This is a genomic window from Streptomyces sp. NBC_00209 (assembly GCF_045206345.1).
In the GTDB taxonomy this organism is placed as follows: Bacteria; Actinomycetota; Actinomycetes; order Streptomycetales; family Streptomycetaceae; genus Streptomyces.
The window spans coordinates 4,374,453-4,393,693 of the sequence record NZ_CP108121.1 but is presented as its reverse complement, the minus strand read 5'-3'; the positions used below and the strand labels follow the sequence as shown (position 1 = coordinate 4,393,693).

At 69.8% G+C, this 19,241-nt stretch carries 21 protein-coding genes and 2 pseudogenes; 9 read left to right on the top strand and 14 right to left on the bottom strand.

Features of this window, described 5'->3' with window-relative positions:
- Nucleotides 1–10: 10 nt before the first annotated feature.
- Complete coding sequence (locus OG867_RS20060; protein WP_406287201.1) at nucleotides 11–1,303, top strand: LCP family protein; 1,293 nt, start codon at nucleotides 11–13, stop codon at nucleotides 1,301–1,303.
- A gap of 31 nt (nucleotides 1,304–1,334) precedes the next feature.
- Here OG867_RS20060 and OG867_RS20055 read toward each other — a convergent pair whose 3' ends face one another.
- The 5 genes from OG867_RS20055 to OG867_RS20035 are packed head-to-tail and all read right to left on the bottom strand — an operon-like array spanning nucleotide 1,335 to nucleotide 4,176.
- Nucleotides 1,335–2,141, bottom strand: a complete 807-nt coding sequence (locus tag OG867_RS20055; protein WP_406287199.1) for a class I SAM-dependent methyltransferase — start codon at nucleotides 2,139–2,141, stop codon at nucleotides 1,335–1,337.
- The gene (locus OG867_RS20050) at nucleotides 2,138–2,626 is read right to left on the bottom strand and encodes a hypothetical protein (RefSeq protein WP_406287197.1); all 489 of its coding nucleotides are present in this window, start codon (nucleotides 2,624–2,626) and stop codon (nucleotides 2,138–2,140) included. The genes OG867_RS20055 and OG867_RS20050 overlap by 4 nt, the downstream gene beginning before the upstream one ends.
- Nucleotides 2,619–3,077: a hypothetical protein gene (locus OG867_RS20045; RefSeq protein ID WP_406287195.1), complete on the bottom strand. Its 459-nt coding sequence runs from the start codon at nucleotides 3,075–3,077 to the stop codon at nucleotides 2,619–2,621. Before OG867_RS20045 ends, OG867_RS20050 begins: the two co-directional genes overlap by 8 nt.
- Nucleotides 3,074–3,286, bottom strand: a complete 213-nt coding sequence (locus tag OG867_RS20040; RefSeq protein WP_406287193.1) for a DUF397 domain-containing protein — start codon at nucleotides 3,284–3,286, stop codon at nucleotides 3,074–3,076. Before OG867_RS20040 ends, OG867_RS20045 begins: the two co-directional genes overlap by 4 nt.
- Nucleotides 3,283–4,176: a helix-turn-helix domain-containing protein gene (locus OG867_RS20035; protein WP_406287191.1), complete on the bottom strand. Its 894-nt coding sequence runs from the start codon at nucleotides 4,174–4,176 to the stop codon at nucleotides 3,283–3,285. Before OG867_RS20035 ends, OG867_RS20040 begins: the two co-directional genes overlap by 4 nt.
- Before the next feature lie 374 nt (nucleotides 4,177–4,550).
- Here OG867_RS20035 and OG867_RS20030 point away from each other — a divergent pair, with 374 nt between their 5' ends.
- The 3 genes and pseudogenes from OG867_RS20030 to OG867_RS20020 all read left to right on the top strand — a co-directional run.
- Nucleotides 4,551–5,441, top strand: coding sequence for a helix-turn-helix domain-containing protein (locus OG867_RS20030; protein WP_406287189.1), 891 nt, complete (start codon nucleotides 4,551–4,553; stop codon nucleotides 5,439–5,441).
- Nucleotides 5,442–5,467: 26 nt separating this feature from the next.
- Nucleotides 5,468–5,908, top strand: coding sequence for a hypothetical protein (locus OG867_RS20025; RefSeq protein WP_406287187.1), 441 nt, complete (start codon nucleotides 5,468–5,470; stop codon nucleotides 5,906–5,908).
- A pseudogene (locus OG867_RS20020) lies at nucleotides 5,905–6,432 on the top strand (DNA alkylation repair protein); the annotation flags it as partial. The gene OG867_RS20025 and the pseudogene OG867_RS20020, both read left to right, overlap by 4 nt.
- Nucleotides 6,433–6,541: 109 nt before the next feature.
- On the opposite strand, the gene OG867_RS20015 reads toward OG867_RS20020, so the two are convergent.
- The 4 genes from OG867_RS20015 to OG867_RS20000 all read right to left on the bottom strand — a co-directional run bounded on the left by OG867_RS20015 (nucleotide 6,542) and on the right by OG867_RS20000 (nucleotide 9,697).
- Nucleotides 6,542–7,276: an ABC transporter ATP-binding protein gene (locus tag OG867_RS20015; protein ID WP_406287185.1), complete on the bottom strand. Its 735-nt coding sequence runs from the start codon at nucleotides 7,274–7,276 to the stop codon at nucleotides 6,542–6,544.
- Nucleotides 7,273–7,869, bottom strand: a complete 597-nt coding sequence (locus tag OG867_RS20010; protein WP_406287182.1) for a hypothetical protein — start codon at nucleotides 7,867–7,869, stop codon at nucleotides 7,273–7,275. The genes OG867_RS20015 and OG867_RS20010 overlap by 4 nt, the downstream gene beginning before the upstream one ends.
- Nucleotides 7,866–9,140, bottom strand: a complete 1,275-nt coding sequence (locus tag OG867_RS20005; protein WP_406287180.1) for a hypothetical protein — start codon at nucleotides 9,138–9,140, stop codon at nucleotides 7,866–7,868. Before OG867_RS20005 ends, OG867_RS20010 begins: the two co-directional genes overlap by 4 nt.
- A 77-nt stretch (nucleotides 9,141–9,217) precedes the next feature.
- Nucleotides 9,218–9,697: a hypothetical protein gene (locus OG867_RS20000; protein ID WP_406287177.1), complete on the bottom strand. Its 480-nt coding sequence runs from the start codon at nucleotides 9,695–9,697 to the stop codon at nucleotides 9,218–9,220.
- A gap of 107 nt (nucleotides 9,698–9,804) precedes the next feature.
- Here OG867_RS20000 and OG867_RS19995 point away from each other — a divergent pair.
- The 3 genes and pseudogenes from OG867_RS19995 to OG867_RS19985 all read left to right on the top strand — a co-directional run.
- Nucleotides 9,805–9,894 (top strand): annotated as a pseudogene (locus OG867_RS19995) (helix-turn-helix domain-containing protein); the annotation flags it as partial.
- 42 nt (nucleotides 9,895–9,936) lie between these two features.
- The gene (locus OG867_RS19990) at nucleotides 9,937–10,314 is read left to right on the top strand and encodes a nuclear transport factor 2 family protein (protein WP_406287175.1); all 378 of its coding nucleotides are present in this window, start codon (nucleotides 9,937–9,939) and stop codon (nucleotides 10,312–10,314) included.
- Nucleotides 10,315–10,458: 144 nt separating this feature from the next.
- Entirely contained in the window at nucleotides 10,459–11,412 is a 954-nt protein-coding gene (locus OG867_RS19985) for an IS481 family transposase (protein ID WP_406287173.1), read from the top strand.
- Here OG867_RS19985 and OG867_RS19980 read toward each other — a convergent pair.
- Together OG867_RS19980 and OG867_RS19975 are read right to left on the bottom strand one after the other, a co-directional pair.
- Nucleotides 11,409–12,995, bottom strand: coding sequence for a serine/threonine-protein kinase (locus tag OG867_RS19980; protein ID WP_406287171.1), 1,587 nt, complete (start codon nucleotides 12,993–12,995; stop codon nucleotides 11,409–11,411). The genes OG867_RS19985 and OG867_RS19980 overlap by 4 nt on opposite strands.
- 126 nt (nucleotides 12,996–13,121) lie before the next feature.
- Nucleotides 13,122–14,279, bottom strand: coding sequence for an acyl-CoA dehydrogenase family protein (locus OG867_RS19975; RefSeq protein WP_328904348.1), 1,158 nt, complete (start codon nucleotides 14,277–14,279; stop codon nucleotides 13,122–13,124).
- Nucleotides 14,280–14,454: 175 nt separating this feature from the next.
- On the opposite strand from OG867_RS19975, the gene OG867_RS19970 reads away from it, so the two are divergent.
- Entirely contained in the window at nucleotides 14,455–15,798 is a 1,344-nt protein-coding gene (locus OG867_RS19970; protein ID WP_328900473.1) for a UDP-glucose/GDP-mannose dehydrogenase family protein, read from the top strand.
- Between the two features lie 60 nt (nucleotides 15,799–15,858).
- Nucleotides 15,859–16,218 (top strand): VOC family protein, encoded by a 360-nt coding sequence (locus OG867_RS19965; RefSeq protein WP_406287168.1) that lies wholly within the window; start codon nucleotides 15,859–15,861, stop codon nucleotides 16,216–16,218.
- Nucleotides 16,219–16,239: 21 nt separating this feature from the next.
- Here OG867_RS19965 and OG867_RS19960 read toward each other — a convergent pair whose 3' ends face one another.
- From OG867_RS19960 to OG867_RS19950, 3 genes are read right to left on the bottom strand one after another with little or no spacing between them, the layout of a single operon-like run.
- Entirely contained in the window at nucleotides 16,240–17,436 is a 1,197-nt protein-coding gene (locus tag OG867_RS19960) for a dipeptidase (RefSeq protein ID WP_406287165.1), read from the bottom strand.
- A complete protein-coding gene (gene purE, locus OG867_RS19955) occupies nucleotides 17,433–17,981 on the bottom strand; it encodes a 5-(carboxyamino)imidazole ribonucleotide mutase (RefSeq protein ID WP_366438129.1) in 549 nt (182 codons plus the stop codon). The genes OG867_RS19960 and purE overlap by 4 nt, the downstream gene beginning before the upstream one ends.
- Nucleotides 17,978–19,117 (bottom strand): 5-(carboxyamino)imidazole ribonucleotide synthase, encoded by a 1,140-nt coding sequence (locus tag OG867_RS19950; protein WP_406287161.1) that lies wholly within the window; start codon nucleotides 19,115–19,117, stop codon nucleotides 17,978–17,980. The genes purE and OG867_RS19950 overlap by 4 nt, the downstream gene beginning before the upstream one ends.
- Nucleotides 19,118–19,241: the final 124 nt, after the last annotated feature.

Sequence of the window (19,241 nt, the reverse complement as noted above, 5' to 3'; positions counted from 1 at the left end):
ACTGGTCCGTATGAACGATTGGCCCGACGGCTGGACCGACGACAACCGCGGCGGTAATCGCTACGGGCAGGGCAGCGCGAGCGAGCGGCCCGAGAGCGCCCGCTCGATGCCGCACGTCCAGCGCCGCCCGGCCCCGCCGCCGCAGCGCCCCGCGCCGCCGAGGCAGCGCCCGGTGCCGCAGCAGCCCTCGGGCTACGACGGCGGTAACCCTCAGTACGACGAGGGTTACGACAGCGGGTACAACACGGGCCAGGTCTACGGCGGCGGCCAGGGACCGGGCTCCGGCGGCGGCGACCGGGGCCCCGCCCAGGGCCGTCCCCGGCCCGCGCCCAACTGGGGCCGGCGGATCCGGATCGGCGCGCTGGTCCTGGTCGTCGCGCTGCTCGGCGTCTCCGTGGGCACGTACTTCTGGGCCGACTCCAAGCTGAACCGCGCCGTCGACCTGTCGAAGGTCATCGAGCGGCCGGAGGCGGGCAAGGGGACGAACTACCTGATCGTCGGCTCGGACAGCCGTGAGGGCATGACGTCCGAGGACAAGAAGCGGCTCCACACGGGCTCGGCCGACGGCAAGCGGACCGACTCGATGATGATCCTGCACACCGGCGACAACGGTCCGACGCTGGTCTCGCTGCCGCGTGACTCGAACGTCGAGATCCCGTCGTTCGTCGGCTCCGAGTCGGGCAAGAAGTACCCGGCCACGGGCAAGACGACGAAGCTGAACGCCGCGTACGCCACGGACGGTCCCGAGCTGCTGGTCCGCACGGTCGAGTTCAACACCGGCCTGCACATCGACCACTACGTCGAGATCGGCTTCGGCGGCTTCGCCAAGATCGTGGACTCGATCGGCGGGGTCGAGCTGGACATCCCGAAGGCGTTCAAGGACAAGTGGTCGGGCGCCGACTTCCCGGCCGGCAAGCAGACCCTCGACGGCCAGCAGGCCCTGGCCTTCGTCCGCACCCGCCACGCCTTCACCTCGGACCTGGACCGTACGAAGAACCAGCAGAAGTTCCTCGCGGCCCTGGCGAGCCAGACGGCGACCTTCTCCACGATCGCCAACCCGTTCAAGCTGTACCCGACGATGGGCGCGGGCCTGGACACGCTGATCGTGGACAAGGACATGTCGCTCTGGTCACTCGGCAAGATGTTCTTCGCGATGAAGGGCGTCACCGGCGGCGACGGCACGTCGATGAACATCCCGATCGCGGGCAACGTGGGCGGAAACCTGGCCTGGGACAAGGCGAAGGTGAAGACGCTGGTCGAGCAGCTGAAGAACGACGAGAAGGTCACGGTCACGGAGAACTGAGGGGCGGGGCGCGGGGCCCCGCCCGGGGCCCTTACACCCTGCCCTGAGCCAGCACCGCCACGTGCGGCAGGGCCAGCAGCCCGTCATCCGCGAGGAATTCGGGGTACAGCGCGTCGTACTCGCGCTTGGCCGCCGCCGCCCCCTCCGGCCCGGCACTGGTGACCATCCCGCCGATCGCGCCGATCCCGGCGGCGGGGCCCGCCCACCAGTCCTCGGGATCGGCCCGGTGGTCCCAGGTGTGCGTGTCGGCCTGTACGTCCGCGAGTCCGGCGGCCTTGAGCAGCGCGGACAGCCCCTCCGGAGTGCGCGGGAAGTTGCGTTCCTCGTCCACCATGGCCAGCCAGTCGGGCCGGGTCAGCCCGGCGGCCTGGGCGGCGCGGCCCACGAGCGCCTGGCCCGGAGCGCCCGGCAGCTGCCAGATGGTGACCGCGATCGTGCCTCCGGGGCGGGTGACCCGGCGCATCTCGACCAGCGCCTCCAGCGGGCGTCCGACGTGGTTGAGCACGAAGTTGCCCACGACCGCGTCGAACTCCCCGTCGGCGTACGGCAGCTGGGGCAGCACCCCGGAGCGCACCTCGGCCCCGGGCGCCGCCCGCCGGGTCGCCTCGACCATGCCGGGCTCGGCGTCCACGGCCCGGACGGCGGCGCCGCGCCCGAGGGCGGCGGCCGTCACGTTGCCGCTGCCGCACCCCACGTCGAGCAGGCGGGTCCCGGGCGCGACACCGGCGGCGTCCAGCAGAGCGGGCACGGTGTGGGCGCAGAGCCGGGCGGCGGTGCGGGCGTAGGCGTCGGCCTGCCCGCCCCATATCCGCCGCTCCATCACGTCGAACGCGGTCATGCGGTGTCTCCTCCGGTACGGGTGGGGGTCTGCGGTTCCGCTTCGTTCAGGTCCTCGTGCAGGGCGTTGAGTATGCGCCCCGTGGGTCCGCCACGCGCGGAGTTCTCGCCGAGGAACCATCCGGGCAGCTGCCCCGCCACCTCGTCCGGCTCGTCACCCCGGTCCGGATCGTCCAGCCCTTGGAGCATCGCGAAGGCGGTCTCCCGGGCGACCTCGCGGGCGATCTCGCCGAGGTCTTCGGCGGTCAGCCCGAGCCGCACGGCCCGCTCGACCGCGCCACCCGCCGCCCCATCTCTGCGGTAGGCGGCGACCCAGTCGGACGCGGTGGTGCTCCAGGCGTCGATGTCCTGCCACACCATGCGCAGGAACCGGAACCGGGCGAGCTGCGGCAGCCCCTCCTCGGCCTCGGACTCGGCCCACCCCTCGGCGTCCTCGGCCCCGAGCGCGTCGAAGAGCCGGACGAGGAGGTCTATGTCCTCAGGCACTGCGGAAGTTGCGGGACAGCCAGGGGCTGAGCATGGCGCGCGGCACCAGTTCCTTGTACGTCTCGTCGCCGGGCAGCGGCACGACGAGCCACTGCCCCGGCGGGAAGAACCGCCCCTTCACGTACGCCATGCCGCCGTAAACGGACCGCAGGAACGCGGGCACGGAGTCCCTGGGCACGTCCTCGAAGACCACCCCGTCGACGGTGATCCGCGCGTCGTCCTCCGGGAAGACCTGCACGGTGACGGCCGGGACCCCGCCCAGCTCGATGAACGCCTCGTGCGGCAGCGACCCGTCCGCGTCGACCACGGCGAAGGCCCCCGCGGAGTCCCGCCGGGAGGTCTGATCGGCCCCGATGTCGTCGGTGACCGTCATCTCCAGGTTGTACGCCCGGGCCACTTCCCGTACGGCCGTGACGGCGGCCTCGGTGGTGGGCAGGTGGGGGTGCGTCATGCGGTGCGGGCCGCGTAGGTGACGAAGGCGGCCCAAGCTTGTGGTGTGGGCGCGAGGTGGGGGCGCCGGACGTCCTTGGAGTCCCGGACAAGGACGGCGCCGGGGGCGGCGGCGACCTCGATGCAGTCGCCCTCGTTGCCGTTGCTGCTGTAACTGCTCTTGATCCAGAACAACTCGAAGTCACCCTGCGCAGAGGTCCCGCAGTTCATGTCGCTCCCCATACTCGCTCAATGAGGGCCCGAGTCTCCCCAGGAGTGAGAGCCTCGGCCCGGATGATGCCATGCCGCAGGTCGAGGATACGGAGGTGCCTCGGGTCGGTGACCCGGCGTCCGTTGAACGCCCCATGTGAACGCCCGATCGCCGTGCCGTCCGCGAACTTCATCAGGTTGATGTCGCCGTCCATCCCCGGATGAGCCTCGCGATGCGTCGGCATGACCTGGAGCGTCACATTGCGCATGTCTCCCACCTCCAGCAATCGTTCGAGTTGCCGCCGCCACTCCATTCTGCCTCCGATGGGCCGCATGAGTGCTGACTCCTCCTGAACGAAGTTGAGGGAGGGCGCGGGCAAGCGCTCGAAGATCGACTGCCGGGCCATGCGCGCGGCGACCATCCGCTCCACCTCGTCCTGTGAGTACGGCGGCTGCCGGGCCTCGAACAGTGCCCGCGCATGGCCCGGGGTCTGCAACAGCCCATGCAAGCCGTGCGCCACATAGGCCGAGAGCTCGACTGCCTTCGCTTCCGCACTTGCCAGATCCCGAACCTTCTTCGGGTACCGCACCACCGCCAAGTCCTGCTTCATCACGGCGATCTTGCCGTGCGCGCCCAGAACGTCGTCCGACCTGTCCAGGTACTCGGGCCGAGGGATGCGCCTGCCGCCCTCCACCTTGTAGATCAGGTCCTCCCCGTACCCGATCAGCACTCCGAACTCCGCCGCCCGCATCCCGGCCGCCTCGCGCCACACCTTGAGCTGGCGGCCCACGGCGGCGACCACCGCCGCGCCCGACTCGTCCTCGGGATCGACATCCCAACCGTGCTCGTCCGTCTCGTTGTTGGCGCTCGTCCGTACCCCACTTCCGACGCGCGTGCCTTTGCTCCTCAACCGATGACCGTCCCCACCCGTCACGCCGGACAGCCGGGACAACGCCGGACAAGCGCCGGACATTCACCGTAAGCAGTTGTGGTCCACCGGGTCGCGGGTTTCTACGACCCGGTGGACCGGGTCGTAGAAACCCGCGACCCGGTGGACCACGACGTCAAACGCTTTGAAAGAACCTTGGGAAAGAACCAGCCCCACCCCACCCGAACCCCGTACGAACGCTGATCACTCGCGCGGGTGACAAATGGCAACTGAGCTGGATTTGGGGTCGGTTGTCGGGCATATGCTCGCGGCACCAACCCCAGACACGAGTCGGCCCCGACCGGGACAGCGAATCCCGGGCGGGGCCTGGCCACCAAGGAAGAAGACGCTTCCCGATGACTGCCCAGCAGGCTATCGCGCCCCCGTGCGCCCCGCCCGGTTCTCCCGGCGACGTCACACCGACCTCCGGTGTCATCCACGTCAACTCCCGTCACACGTCCGGCTTCACGGTCATCGGCAACCACCTCGCGCAGCACGGCGAACTGTCCCTCCTCGCGATCGGGCTCGCCGTGCACATCCAGTCGCTGCCGGAGGGCGCGAAGATCGGCGTCAAGGTGCTCGCCGCGCGCTTCCCGGAGAGCGAGATGCGGATCGCGGCCGCGCTGCGGGAGTTGGAGGAAGCGGGCTACCTGCGCCGCATCCGCGTACGCCTGCGGGACGGCCGCGTACGCACGCGTACGGAGTCGCACAACCGGCCGTACGCGACGATCGCGCCGCCACCGGCGCCTCACGGGGCCCCGCGCGCCACGACACCGCCGTCCACCGCGACGTACGACCGCCCGCGCGCAGCCGCCCCGACGCCCCTGCCTCGTAAGCCGCGCACCGAGCCGAAGTCCGACGCGGCACCCGCGCCCACGCCGCTCCCCCAGCCCCGCACCCCCGCCCTCCACCGGACCGCCGCCCTGCTCCTCGCGGACCTCCGCCGCCACGCGCCCGTGCTGACGCTCTCCGAGACGGACGTCGCCGCCCTCACCCCGGGTGTCGCGGCCTGGCTCGAACGCGACGCGCACCCCGACGCCATCCGCCGGGCCCTCACCACGGACCTCCCGACGCCCCTCGCCCACCCGGCGCGCCTCCTCCGCCACCGGATCACGGCCCTCCTGCCACCCCCACTCCCGGCCCCGGCGGCGGCGCCCACCGTCATCCCCCTCCAGAACTGCGACGACTGCAACCGAGCCTTCCGCGCGCCGGAACCGGGCCAGTGCCGCGACTGCCGTAGGCCCTGAACCGCCGACCTACCGAACGGACCCGCATGGTCAGCTCACCCCACGAGGCGATGCACCGCATCTTCCAGGAGTACCCGGGACTCTTCTCCCGGGTGTCCGAGGTGCTCGGTATCGATATCCCGCCGCCGTCCGCAGCACTGCGGGACGCGCCCGAGAACATCACCGACCCCATCGTCGAACTCACCGCTCAGGGCCTGGGCAGTCGTCCGGCCGCACAACAGTGGAGGAACCTGGTGGCCGTGGACACCTCTTTCTACAAGTCCTTCATGTCGGAGGAGATCCGGGACGAGGGCCGGGCGGAAGGCCGCGCGGAAGGTCTGCTGCTCGTTCTCGGTGTACGTGGCATCGCCCTCACCGACGCGGACCGCGAGAAGATCGCCACCTGCGCCGACCCGCAGCTCCTGCACGAATGGCTCCAGCGCGCCGCGACGGCCTCCTCCGCCGAGGAAGTCTTCCGCGTCTCGTGACCGATGCGACCGTCACCGACGTCTTGGCCGAGCTCGCCGCGCTGGACAACCCCAAGGCCCGCGCCGTCAACGCGCGGCACGGGGACGATCACGGGGTGAACCTCAGCAGGCTGCGCGCCGTCGCCAAGCGGCTGGGGAAGCGGCAGGAGCTGGCCGTCGAGCTGTGGGAGACCGACGACACCGCTGCGCGGCTCGTCGCGTTGCTGGTCTCCCGGCCGAAGGCGTACACGCGGGACGACCTGGACCGCATGTTGCGCGAGGCGCGGGTGCCGAAGGTGCACGACTGGCTCGACCTGGGCGCGCTGCTCGACGTCATCGAGGCGCAGATGCAGGGCGCCCCGGACCGCCTCCAGTGGGCGATGAACACCTGCCTCGCCCAGATCGGCATCGAGCACCTGGAGCACCGCGCCCGCGCGCTGAATATCGGCGAGCGGCTGGGTGTGCTCAAGGACTACCCGACGCCCCGGGGCTGCACGTCGCCGTACGCTCCGGTGTGGATCGGGGAGATGGTGCGGCGGCGTGGCGGCGTGGCGGCGAGTGAGTGTCAGTCGCCTCGGCGCGGCATCGGCACCTCCCACGCGACCAGTGGGCCGGAGACCGCTACGGAGAGCCGCCAGTGGGCCCGCTCCACCTTCACAGCGCTGTCAGTGCGGTGTAGGCGCCTTCCGCACGTCGCGATTCCTGCACGTCCGGTGGGGCCTGGGCCAGGAACTCATGCGTCGCCCCGTTGAAGCGGATCGTCCCTCCGCTGAGCACCGTCACATAGTCGGCGTCGTCGGCAAGGTCGGCGACGTCGTGCGTGGACATGAGGACCTTCACCCCTTCCCCCTCCGCAACGGCGGAAAGCACATCGCGGAAGGCGCGCCGCTGTGTGGGGTCCATGCCTGCTGTGGGCTCGTCCAGCAGGAGTACCCGGCATTCGTGGACCAGCGCGGAGGCCACACCGACGCGTCGAAGTTGACCACCGGAGAGGCTGTTGGCCTTGGCATCGGCCTTGTCCAGCAGGTCGACGGTGGCAAGAGCCGTATGCGACTGTTCCCACGCATCAGAGCGGTTCATGCCCTTCAGCCATCCGCTGTAGGCGACCTGCTCACGGGCGGTCATTCCGGTCATCGGGGTGATGTGCTGAGGCATCCACGCGACATGCTTGCGGTACTCACGGCTACGAGAACTGACCCCGTCCACACCGATACGCCCCGTCTGCGGCCTGATCACCGATGCGGCGAGTTTCAGTGCGGTGGACTTCCCGGCACCGTTGGGTCCCAGAAAGATCGTGACGCCGTCCGGCACACGGTAGGAGAAGTCGTCCAGCACGGGCCGGTACCTACGTCCGTAGCGATAGGTGCAGTTGGTGAAGACGATGCTCACAGCGTGTCCCTGGAGTAGTGGGTGAGAACCAGACCGAGTGCGAGCGCCGCCGCCGCACACGTCTGGGCGAGGGTGTTCCCTGGCGGCTGGGCCGTCACTGCCCACTCGTAGTAGTCGAGGCTCGTCCGGCGCCCGAAGAAGATGACGGCGAAGGTCCATGCCAGGGGCAGGATGATCCCGGAACGACTCACGAGCGCACGCGCGCACAGCATGAGGCCGGCCAGGAAACAGGTGCTGCGGCCGGACGTGAGAACGTCCTCGGAACCGGTCACCCGATTCCCGACCACAGCCAGGACGACAACCACCGCCATCGTGGCGATGATCAACCCGGAGTCCATCCACCGCACCCGGCGGACACCCGACTCCTCGGCGGAAGGCAGCCTGTTGTCCAGCGTCTGTGCCAGCGCACCCACCATGATCAGAGGGACAAAGAAACTGATCGGCGTGAACCCTTCCGTCGCAAGAGCCTCCGCGACCCCGAAGCTGGGAACGATCACGGTCGAGTCCTGGATCACGAGCGCGGCCGCGGTGAAGGCGACCATCCCCCAGACGAGGTAGGGATGGACCCGCCGGGCTTTGAGCCACCAGATCACGGGCGTCCCTCACATGCCTTCTTCGTGGTGGTGCGGTACCAGGTCTTCTGCTTGCCGGCGGGGAGCGCAGAGACCCTGTGCACCTCTTTCATGATCTTCTCGTGCTGCTCGCGCGTGTAATAGGGGTCCTGCTCCGCCACCTTCGCGTAATCGGGATTTCCGCCGAGTTTCAACGACAGCCAGAAGCTGACAGTGCGCTCCGCCCCGGCGGTCGGTATGTCACAGGGAAACCGCACCGAGTCCTCAACCACATCGGCGACCAGATGGCGGTCCCGGTGTGCGACAGCCAGAGGAAGGTAGCGGGTGGACTCTGTCGGCTTCTGCGTGAAGCGTCCGTACATCAGCTGATCGTTGACCGTGGCCGGCGGATGCTCGATGATCCCGTAGGTTTCCAGCATCGTGTAGGTCTTCTTCATCTCCGCCCGAACCGCACCGATATCACCAGATATCTGCTCGGGCATACACACTCTCGGCTCATTACCTCGGCAGACCTTCTCCGTGGCGACATTCACCGAAGGAAATGCCTTCCAGTCCTTCGCAATGCTGTACGAGGTGAAAACGGATGCAGCCACCACCACGCAGGCCAACCCCACCTTGAACACCACCCTGGCGTTCAGCCACATCAGCGCCACCGCGAGGCCGAGGCCCGCAGTGGGGAGAAAATTGGCGGCTATCGAGGCGAGCGTCGCGGTTTCCCCGAACCCGAGCATGCCAGCATAGTTGCCCATCATATGGGACAGGTACAGAGGCTCGACCGACTGCGAAAACGACACGATGACAAAGACCACAGACATCAAGACTGGGACGGCGATCAGAGGTCTCACTCTCTGCCCGATGGTGAAGCCGATCAAGGCGTGCGCGACGGCCAGAGCCATGCCCAGCAGCAGGGGTGGCAACGCCACGAGGGTGGGCAGCGTCGGCGACTGAATAAACGCCATGCCGACGGGGACGATGAACATCAGCCAGCCAAGCCCGACGATCGGGGCCAGGGCGCTCGCGATGATCTGCCAGGCGCGCCGGTAGGGGGGTGCGTCCCACACCCCTGACTCCTTCAGTCGCGCCCCCTGCCAAGCCGCGGCTGCGGAGACCAACGCGTAGGTGACCGCATACATCGGCTCCAGCGGCCGCTCCACAAGCAGCGGGGCGTACGGAATCGGAAAAAAGGCGATCAGCCGCGACGTATCACTCGTGTAGTAAAGAATGACGAGTCCGACACCCAGAGGAAAAGCCGGAAGCGCGCTGGAGGTACGCAGGAGGGTCTTGATCCGCATCATTTTTCCAGGTCGATAGAAGCCAAATGGCGCACGGGATGCGAGCCCCGTGCGCCACCGAGAAGCGAGAGGGAAATTCAGTCCGCCATGGAAGTGTCCTGCCGAACCTCAGCCACATCCAGCAGGCAGCATGCGTCGCCGCTTCCGACCTTGTCTGCCTCGAAGTAAAGCTTTACAGAGCCCGAAGGGACGTCAGTCCACTCGCCATTACTCCAGTGCGTGGCCCCCTTGAAGCATTCGCTGAATATCTTCCGGTCGAGCTTCTTATCCGATGCCCACGACTTGTCCACCCACATGAGGATGTCCACGGTCTGATGGCTGGAGCCGGCATACTGGGCGTAGCAAGAGCGAAATTGCAGCTGACTGTAGGTTCCCTGCTCGTCCCAGCGGTCGGAAGTCTCGCCGTCGGTCCAGCTGCCTATCCAACTGTTCCAGTTGGCCGATGCGCTGGTGGCACCGAGAAGTGTCAGGGCACTGACGCCGGCCAGAACGGCTCCGAGCCTGGTGAAATGACGCTTGATTTTCACTGAATCCCCCCCGGGGGTGAAATCGATCAAGAACGGTCGCAGCGTAGGTGGTGCATAGTTCCACCACAAGGATGATTTTCAGACCGGGCAGTCGGTTTCAGGCCGCGGGCGAGCCTCGGCAGGGTTCCAGCCGCCCCATCCCCCTCCAGAACTGCGACGACTGCAACCGAGCCTTCCGTGCCCCGGAACCGGGCGCCTGCCGCGACTGCCGCAGCGCGCAGCCGTAAATCCGGCCGCCAGTGTCAGACCTCTGTGCGAGGCTCCGCCCTATGGAACCGTCAAAGGTGATCGAGACGTTGTGGGGCCGGATCCAGGAGCGGGACTGGACAGGTGTCGCGGAGTTGGTCGCGGAGGACGCCGTCATCGAGTGGCCGATCAGCCTCGAACGCATCGTCGGCCGGGACAGCTTCGTGGCGGTGAACCGCGAGTATCCGGAGGGCTGGTCGATCCACGTACTCAAGGTGGTGGCCCAGGGCGAGGAAGTCGTCTCCGAGGTCGAGGTGCCGCACGACAGCCTCGGCGTCTTCCGCGCCGCGTCCTTCTGGACCGTCCGCGACGGGCAGGTCGTCCGTGGCACGGAGTACTGGACGAGCATGGGCGCGGACCCGCGGCCGGAGTGGCGGACCGGCTTCGTGGAACCGATGTAGTGCCGGAGGTGCACGACTGGCTAGGTGTTCTGTCCGAGGAGGTTGTGGACGGGTGAGCCATATCTCGGCTGAGGGATCTTGAACGGGTGAGGGCCTTCCGGGTTCGGTGTGGATTGCGACGTCTACACCGACCGAAAGGCCCTCGTGCCTCACCGTAATGCACCCCTGACCGAGACCGGACGCCTGCGCCTGGCCCGCTGCGTCGTCGAGGACAACTGGCCCCTGCGGCGGGCCGCCGAACGCTTTCAGGTCTCACCGACCACGGCCCAGCGATGGGCCGACCGCTACCGCCGCTCCGGTGAAGCCGGCATGAGCGACCGCTCCTCCCGTCCGCACACCAGCCCCCGGCGGACCCCGACCCGCACAGAACGCCGGATCATCAAGGTCCGGGTCCTGCGCCGGTGGGGACCGGCCCGCATCGCGCACCTGCTCGGGCTGGTGCCCTCCACCGTCCACCGCGTCCTGACCCGCTACCGCCTGGCCCGCCTCACCCACCTGGACCGGGCCACCGGCCGTGTCATACGCCGCTACGAACGTGACCGGCCCGGCGAACTCGTCCACGTCGACATCAAGAAGCTCGGCAACATCCCCGACGGCGGCGGCCACAAGGCCCTCGGCCGGCAAGCAGGCCGCAAGACCCGCTCGAACGCCGGCTACAGCTACATCCACACCGCCGTCGACGACCACTCCCGCCTCGCCTACAGCGAGATCCACACGGACGAGAAGAAGGAGACCGCCACCGCGTTCTGGACCCGCGCCCAGACGTTCTACGCGGCCCACGGGATCACCGTCGAACGAGTCCTGACCGACAACGGCTCCTGCTACAAGTCACACGCCTGGCGCGACCTCCTGGCAGCGGCCGGGATCACCCACAAGCGAACCCGGCCCTACCGGCCCCAGACCAACGGCAAGGTCGAACGCCTCAACCGCACCCTGCTCGACAAATGGGCCTACGCCCGCCCCTACCACTCAGAGCAGGAACGACGCGACGCCTTCCCCAGCTGGCTGCACACCTACAATCACCACCGCGGACACACCGCGCTGAAAGGCCAACCACCCGCCAGCCGCGTCCCCAACCTCACAGGGCAATACACCTAGGCCGCGTTGCGCCAGACCGTCATGTCTCCCAGGAGGAAAGCCAGTTCGGGGATCGCGGTCGACTTCGTCGCGATCACGAACAGCGCGATGTCCCCCGAGGAGTTCATCATGCAGATCTCACTTCCGTTCGCCGAGTTCGCCAGCGGAAGGTTGTGGATCTTGCTGTGCGGGAGGAACAGGCGGCACTCGTCGAGCGTGGTGCCCGGCTTGTCATCCATCGGCATGAAGACACTCGTGTCGCTCTTCAGTTCGCACCCGACCGACTTGCAGCTGAAGCGGATGTCGCCCGTGTCGCCGTCCAGCTCTTCGCCCGGATCCGCGAGGTTCACCGAGTGCTTCGCGTCCACCGTCACCAGGGCGTACGGCTCCGCCTGCGGCTCCCGTGGCGAAGGAGACGCGCTCGGCTCGGTCAGCGCGTCGGCGACCCTGTCCGCCGAGGCGGACCCCTCCGACTCCGGCGTGCCCTTCCGCACCTCGGACGACGGAGTGACCGACGCCGACGCACCCGCGTTGTTCCGGTGCTCTCCCCCGCCCATCGGCCCCATCGCCCGCCAGGCCAGCCCGAGGACCAGCAGCGCGCTCACCACGCCGACGACCGACACCAGCGCGACGAGCCGCCTGCGTGACCCGCGCGCAACCGGTACGGGCGGAGGTCCGGCCCAGGGGTCCGTCCGCACCGGGGTGGGCTCGGGCACCGGGGCCGGGACCTCGGTCTCCGGGCCGCCGATCTCGCCCCACACCGCGGGCGCCCCGTCCGCCTCGCCCAGCCGCTGCCGGCACCACTCCACGATCTCCGCCGGGGCGGGCCGCTCGGCCGGGTCGGCGGCGAGGCAGCGGGCGAACAGCGGCCGCAGGGGCTCGGGCAGCAGGGTCAGGTCGGGCGCGGAGTGGATGATCCGGTACAGCACGTAGACGCCCGGGCCGTCGCCGTAGAGCGGCTTGCCCAGCGCCGCGAACGCCGCCGTCTGGGCCAGGGCGAAGACATCGCTCGCCGCCGTGGCCCCCTCCCCGGACGCCTGCTCGGGGGCCATGTACGCGGGGGTGCCGATCGGGTGCCCGGTCGTGGTGTACGAGGTCGCGTCGGTGGCCAGCGCGATGCCGAAGTCGATCACGCGCGGCCCGTCGGAGGCCAGCAGCACGTTGGACGGCTTGAGGTCCCGGTGCACGATGCCCTCGGCGTGGATGGCCTGGAGCGCCTCGGCCATGCCCGCCATCAGCCACAGCAGGGCGGGCACCGGCAGCGGGCCCTGCCGCGCCACGGCCTGGGTGAGGGAGGGGCCGGGCACGTACAGCGTGGCCAGCCAGGGCGTCGCGGCCTCCGCGTCGGCGTCGATCAGCTCGGCCGTGTACGCCCCGCGCACCCGCCGGGCCGCCCGGACCTCCCGGCCGAACCGCCCCCTGAAGTCCGGGTCGTCCGCCAGCTCAGGGCGTACGACCTTGATCGCCACGGCCCGGCCGCCCTCGGTGTGCGAGAGGTAGACCCGGCCCATGCCGCCCGCGCCGAGCCGGGCGGCGAGCCGGTAGCCGGCCACCTCGGTCGGGTCGGTCGCCTGAAGCGGCTCGAAGACATCCGTCGCGTCCATCGACCCGCTCCCCCACGTGATGCACTGGCCAACGCCCGCAGCCTAGCAACGGCTTCCCGCGGAGTTGATCAACGTACCCGTGCGACAGCCCCCGGCATCGCTGCCGGGGGCCGCACCGGGGCCTTGTTACGGCAGGTTCCGCGCCATCACGATGCGCTGGACCTGGTTCGTGCCCTCGTAGATCTGGGTGATCTTGGCGTCGCGCATCATCCGCTCCACCGGGTAGTCCCGCGTGTAGCCGTAGCCGCCGAGGAGCTGGACCGCGTCCGTGGTGACCTCCATCGCGACGTCCGACGCGAAGCACTTGGCGGCGGCGCCGAAGAAGGTGAGGTCGCCGTCGAGGCGCTCGGACTTGGCGGCGGCCGAGTACGTGAGCTGGCGGGCGGCCTCCAGCTTCATGGCCATGTCGGCCAGCATGAACTGGACGCCCTGGAAGTCCCCGATCGGCTTGCCGAACTGCTTGCGCTCCTGGACGTACCCCTTGGCGTAGTCCAGCGCGCCCTGAGCGACGCCGAGGGCCTGGGCCGCGATGGTGATGCGGGTGTGGTCCAGGGTCTTCATCGCGGTGGCGAAGCCGGTGCCCTCCTCGCCGATCATCCGGTCGGCGGGGATGCGGACGTTGTCGAAGTAGACCTCGCGGGTCGGGGAACCCTTGATGCCGAGCTTCTTCTCGGGGGCGCCGAAGGAGACGCCCTCGTCGGACTTCTCCACGACGAAGGCCGAGATGCCCTTGGAGCGCTTCTCCGGGTCCGTGACGGCCATGACCGTGTAGTACTCGGAGACGCCCGCGTTGGTGATCCAGCGCTTCACGCCGTTGAGCACCCAGAAGTCGCCGTCGCGCACGGCGCGGGTCTTCATGCCGGCGGCGTCGGAGCCCGCGTCCGGCTCGGAGAGGCAGTACGAGAACATGCCGTCGCCCTTGGCCAGCGGGCCCAGGTACTTCTTCTTCAGGGCCTCGGACCCGGACAGGACGACCGGGAGCGAGCCGAGCTTGTTCACGGCCGGGATCAGGGAGGAGGACACGCAGGCGCGGGCCACCTCCTCGATCACGATGACCGTGGCGAGCGCGTCGGCGCCGGCGCCTCCGTACTCCTCCGGTACGTGGACCGCGTGCAGATCGGCGGCGGTGAGGGCGTCCAGCGCCTCCTGCGGGAAGCGGGCCTCCTCATCGACCGCGGCCGCGAACGGGGCGATCTTCGCCTCGGCGAGCGCACGCACCGTCTCACGGAGCATGTCGTGCTCCTCGGCCGGACGGTACAGGTCGAAATCGGTCGAACCCGCCAAGACGCTCACTCCCCAGGATGCTAACTACCGTTAAGTAACCCAATTTTAGGTGTTCGACCCTCCCCCGGCATATGCGCTCGGGCCGTGAGCTGCGCGACAGCCGGAAAGAGGAGGTCCGACGGGCGGGACTATGCTCGTTCACCGCATCTCCGTCCGCATCTCACAGGAGCACTTCATGGCCCTCAGGATCACCGTGATCGGCACCGGCTATCTCGGCGCCACGCACGCCGCGGCCATGGCGGAGCTCGGCTTCGAGGTCCTGGGCCTCGACGTCGTGCCCGAGAAGATCGAGATGCTGTCCGCCGGCCGGGTCCCGATGTACGAGCCCGGTCTTGAGGAGATGCTCCAGCGGCACGTCGCGGGCATCGAGGGCTCCACCGGACGGCTGCGGTTCACCACCTCCTGGGAGGAGGTCGCCGAGTTCGGCGATGTGCACTTCGTCTGCACCAACACCCCGCAGAAGCACGGCGAGTACGCCTGTGACATGTCCTACGTCGAGAGCGCCTTCGACTCGCTGGCGCCGCTGCTGACCCGCCCCGCCCTCGTCGTCGGCAAGTCCACCGTGCCCGTCGGCTCCGCCTCCCGCCTCGCCGCCCGACTCGTGGAGCTGGCCCCCGTGGGCACCGACGCGGAGCTGGCCTGGAACCCGGAGTTCCTGCGCGAGGGCTTCGCGGTGGACGACACCCTGCACCCGGACCGCATCGTCGTCGGTGTGACGAGCGAGCGGGCCGAGAAGCTGCTGCGCGAGGTCTACGCCGTCCCGGTCGCCGAGGGCTCCCCGTTCGTCGTGACGGACTACCCGACCGCCGAACTGGTGAAGACCGCCGCCAACTCCTTCCTCGCCACCAAGATCTCGTTCATCAACGCCATGGCCGAGGTCTGCGAGGCCGCCGACGGCGACGTGGCGAAGCTGGCCGAGGCGATCGGCCACGACGAGCGCATCGGCAAGAAGTTCCTGCGGGCCGGCATCGGCTTCGGCGGCGGCTGCCTCCCGAAGGACATCCGCGCCTTCATGGCCCGCGCCGGTGAGCTGGGCGCCGACCAGGCGCTGACGTTCCTGCGCGAGGTCGACTCGATCAACATGCGCCGCCGCGGCCACATGGTCGAGCTGGCCCGGGAGGCCGTGGGCGGCGACTCCTTCCTCGGCAAGCGGGTCGCCGTGCTCGGCGCCACCTTCAAGCCGGACTCGGACGACGTACGCGACTCGCCCGCGCTCAACGTGGCCGGGCAGATCCACCTCCAGGGCGGCCAGGTCACCGTCTTCGACCCGAAGGGCATGGAGAACGCCCGCCGCATCTTCCCCACCCTCGGTTACGCGGAGAGCGCGCTCGACGCGGTGCGCGGCGCGGACGTCGTACTGCACCTGACGGAGTGGAGCGAGTTCCGCGCTTTGGACGCGGAGGCGCTGGGCGCGGTCGCGGGCCACCGGATCATCCTCGACGGACGCAACGCGCTCGACCCCGTCGCGTGGCGCGAGGCCGGCTGGACCTACCGCGCGATGGGCCGCCCGACGGCCTGACTCCCCCGGGACGGGGTATACCGGTAACCGCCTGTCCGTCCGTCCCGAGGAGGAAGCAACATGGCTCTGGCCGCAGTGGGTGCCGTCGTCCTGGACTGCCCCGATCCCGTCGCCCTGGCGAACTTCTACGCGGCGCTGATCGGCGGCACGGTCGAGCAGCAGGAGGACTGGGTGGACCTCAAGGGAGGCGCGGGCGCCCCGCTCGCCTTCCAGGCCGCGCCCGGCTTCGTACCGCCGAAGTGGCCGAGCGCCGACGCCTCGCAGCAGTTCCACCTGGACCTGACCGTGGACGATCTGGACGCGGCGGAGCGGGAGGTGCTGGCGCTGGGCGCGGCGGTGCTGGAGGCCGACGACCGGGAGCGCACCTTCCGGGTCTACGCGGACCCGGCGGGGCACCCGTTCTGTCTCTGCGCCTGCTGATCGGGCGGGCGCCCCGGTGGCTCAGGCCGCCGAGGCGTCCAGCTGTTCGATCGTGGCGTGCGACGGGCCGCGCCGGGTGCGCAGGTCCCGCGCCACGTCCTCGGCGGCGCGCAGCACCCGTACGGCGTTCTGCCAGGTGAGCTTGGCCAGGTCGGCGGCGGACCAGTTGCGGCGCAGCAGCTCCGCGATCAGGTTCGGGTAGCCGGCGACGCTCCCCAGGCCCTGCGGGAGGAACGCGGTGCCGTCGTAGTCGCCGCCGATGCCGATGTGGTCGACGCCCGCGACCTCGCGCATGTGGTCGAGGTGGTCGGCGATGGTGGCCACGGTCGCGACCGGGCGCGGGTTCGCCGCCTCGAACGCGGCGTGCAGCTTCATCGCGCGCTCGGTGGTGTCCAGGTGGTGCAGCCCCTGCGCGCGCAGGTTCTCGTCGGCGGCCTGCGTCCAGGCGACGGCCTCCGGCAGGACGAACTTCGGTACGAAGGTGGCCATGGCGATGCCGCCGTTGGCCGGGAGCTGCGCGAGGACGTCGTCGGGGATGTTGCGCGGGTGGTCGCAGATGGCGCGCGACGAGGAGTGCGAGAACATCACCGGCGCGACGGAGGTGGCGAGCGCGTCCCGCATGGTCGTCGCCGCGACGTGCGAGAGGTCGACCAGCATGCCGGTGCGGTTCATCTCGCGGACGACCTCGTGGCCGAACGGCGAGAGGCCGCCCACACCGGGCTCGTCGGTCGCGGAGTCCGCCCAGGCGATGTTGTCGTTGTGGGTGAGCGTCATGTAGCGGACGCCCAGCGCGTGGAGTCCGCGCAGGGTGCCCAGCGAGTCGGCGATGGAGTGGCCGCCCTCGGCGCCCATCAGGGAGGCGATCCGGCCCTCGGCGCGGGCGGCCTCCATGTCGTCGGCGGTCAGGGCGCGCCGGAGGTCGGCCGGGTAGCGCTCCAGGAGCTCGGCGACGACGTCGATCTGTTCCAGGGTCGCGCTGACGGCGGCGTCGCCCGCGAGGTCGGAGCGCACGTAGACGGACCAGAACTGGGCGCCGACGCCCCCGGCACGGAGCCGGGGGATGTCGGTGTGCAGGTGGGCCGACTGGTCGGTGGCGATGTCGCGTACGGCGAGGTCGTAGTCGACCTGCTCGCGCAACGCCCACGGCAGGTCGTTGTGGCCGTCGGCCACCGGGTACTCGGCGAGGAGTTCCCGGGCCCGGTCCAGTCGGTCCGTCATGGTGCCTGCTTTCCGAAGCCGAAGGACTCCGCGCCCGCCGCCTTCTGGCGCAGCCGCTTGCCCTTCTCGGTCGCCTGGTCGTTGAGGTCGCCCAGGAACTCCGTCATCCGGCCCTGGAGCTCGGGGTCGGCGGCGGCCAGGACGCGGACGGCCAGCAGGCCGGCGTTGCGCGCGCCGGCGATGGAGACCGTGGCGACGGGGATGCCGGCGGGCATCTGGACGATGGACATCAGGCTGTCCATGCCGTCCAGGTACTTCAGCGGGACCGGCACGCCGATGACCGGCAGCGGGGTGACCGAGGCGAGCATGCCGGGCAGGTGGGCGGCGCCGCCCGCGCCCGCGATGATCGCCTTGAGGCCGCGGCCCGCCGCGTTCTCGCCGTACGCGATCATCTCGCGGGGCATGCGGTGGGCGGAGACGACGTCGACCTCGTACGGGATGCCGAACTCGTCCAGGGCCTTGGCCGCCGCTTCCATGACGGGCCAGTCGGAGTCCGAGCCCATGACGATGCCGACGACCGGTGCGGCGGAGGCGGGGGAAGTCATTCGGTGATCGTTCCTCGCAGGTAGTCGGCCGCGTGCCGGGCGCGCTCGCGCACGTCCGCCAGATCGTCGCCGTAGGTGTTGACGTGGCCGATCTTGCGACCGGGCTTCACGTCCTTGCCGTACATGTGGATCTTGAGCTGCGGGTCGCGCGCCATGCAGTGCAGGTAGCCCTGGTACATGTCCGGGTAGTCGCCGCCGAGGACGTTGCACATGACCGTCCAGGGGGCGCGGGGGCGCGGGTCGCCGAGGGGGAGGTCGAGGACCGCCCGGACGTGGTTGGCGAACTGCGAGGTGATCGCGCCGTCCATGGTCCAGTGCCCGGAGTTGTGCGGGCGCATGGCCAGCTCGTTGACCAGGATGCGGCCGTCCCGCGTCTCGAACAGCTCCACCGCGAGGTGCCCGACGACGCCCAGCTCGGAGGCGATGCGCAGCGCGAGCTGCTGTGCCTCGCCCGCCAGGCCCTCGTCCAGCTCGGGCGCCGGGGCGATCACCGTGTCGCAGACGCCGTCGACCTGGACGGACTCGACCACCGGGTAGGCCACGGCCTGGCCGTGCGGCGAGCGGACGATGTTGGCCGCCAGCTCCCGTACGAAGTCGACCTTCTCCTCGGCGAGCACCGGGACGCCGGCCCGGAACGGCTCGGCCGCGTCCGCCTCGGAGTGGACCACCCAGACGCCCTTGCCGTCGTAGCCGCCGCGCACGGTCTTAAGGATGACCGGGAAGCCTCCCGCCTCCTCGGCGAAGGCGGCCGCGTCGGCCGGGTCCTTCACGATGCGGTGGCGGGGGCAGGGCGCGCCGATCTCGGTGAGCTTCGCGCGCATCACCCCCTTGTCCTGGGCGTGCACCAGAGCGTCGGGGCCGGGGCGCACGGGGATGCCGTCCGCCTCCAGGGCCCGCAGATGCTCGGTGGGCACGTGCTCGTGATCGAAGGTGATCACGTCACAGCCGCGCGCGAAGGCCCTCAGCGTCTCCAGGTCGCGATAGTCGCCGACGACGACCTCGCCCGCCACCTGGGCCGCGGAGTCCTGAGCGGTGTCGCTGAGGAGCTTGAACTTGATGCCGAGGGGGATACCCGCCTCGTGGGTCATACGGGCGAGCTGACCGCCACCGACCATGCCGACTACCGGGAACGTCACGCTCCCAGGGTATCCGCACCGCCCGCCCACGCCCGTGGGCGGGGCAGCGCCCGCCCCACACGTCCCCGTACGCACAGGCGTCCGGCGGGTGTCCTGGTTAGCATGGCCGGGTTGACGGAACATG

Bases quoted from the DNA above. Each gene is read 5' to 3' on its own strand.
- OG867_RS20060 (WP_406287201.1), top strand. From the start codon at position 11: ATGAACGATTGGCCCGACGGCTGGACCGACGACAACCGCGGCGGTAAT.
- OG867_RS20055 (WP_406287199.1), bottom strand. From the start codon at position 2,141: ATGACCGCGTTCGACGTGATGGAGCGGCGGATATGGGGCGGGCAGGCC.
- OG867_RS20045 (WP_406287195.1), bottom strand. From the start codon at position 3,077: ATGACGCACCCCCACCTGCCCACCACCGAGGCCGCCGTCACGGCCGTA.
- OG867_RS20040 (WP_406287193.1), bottom strand. From the start codon at position 3,286: ATGAACTGCGGGACCTCTGCGCAGGGTGACTTCGAGTTGTTCTGGATC.
- OG867_RS20030 (WP_406287189.1), top strand. From the start codon at position 4,551: ATGACTGCCCAGCAGGCTATCGCGCCCCCGTGCGCCCCGCCCGGTTCT.
- OG867_RS20025 (WP_406287187.1), top strand. From the start codon at position 5,468: ATGGTCAGCTCACCCCACGAGGCGATGCACCGCATCTTCCAGGAGTAC.
- OG867_RS20005 (WP_406287180.1), bottom strand. From the start codon at position 9,140: ATGCGGATCAAGACCCTCCTGCGTACCTCCAGCGCGCTTCCGGCTTTT.
- OG867_RS19990 (WP_406287175.1), top strand. From the start codon at position 9,937: ATGGAACCGTCAAAGGTGATCGAGACGTTGTGGGGCCGGATCCAGGAG.
- OG867_RS19980 (WP_406287171.1), bottom strand. From the start codon at position 12,995: ATGGACGCGACGGATGTCTTCGAGCCGCTTCAGGCGACCGACCCGACC.
- OG867_RS19970 (WP_328900473.1), top strand. From the start codon at position 14,455: ATGGCCCTCAGGATCACCGTGATCGGCACCGGCTATCTCGGCGCCACG.
- OG867_RS19965 (WP_406287168.1), top strand. From the start codon at position 15,859: ATGGCTCTGGCCGCAGTGGGTGCCGTCGTCCTGGACTGCCCCGATCCC.
- OG867_RS19960 (WP_406287165.1), bottom strand. From the start codon at position 17,436: ATGACGGACCGACTGGACCGGGCCCGGGAACTCCTCGCCGAGTACCCG.
- purE (WP_366438129.1), bottom strand. From the start codon at position 17,981: ATGACTTCCCCCGCCTCCGCCGCACCGGTCGTCGGCATCGTCATGGGC.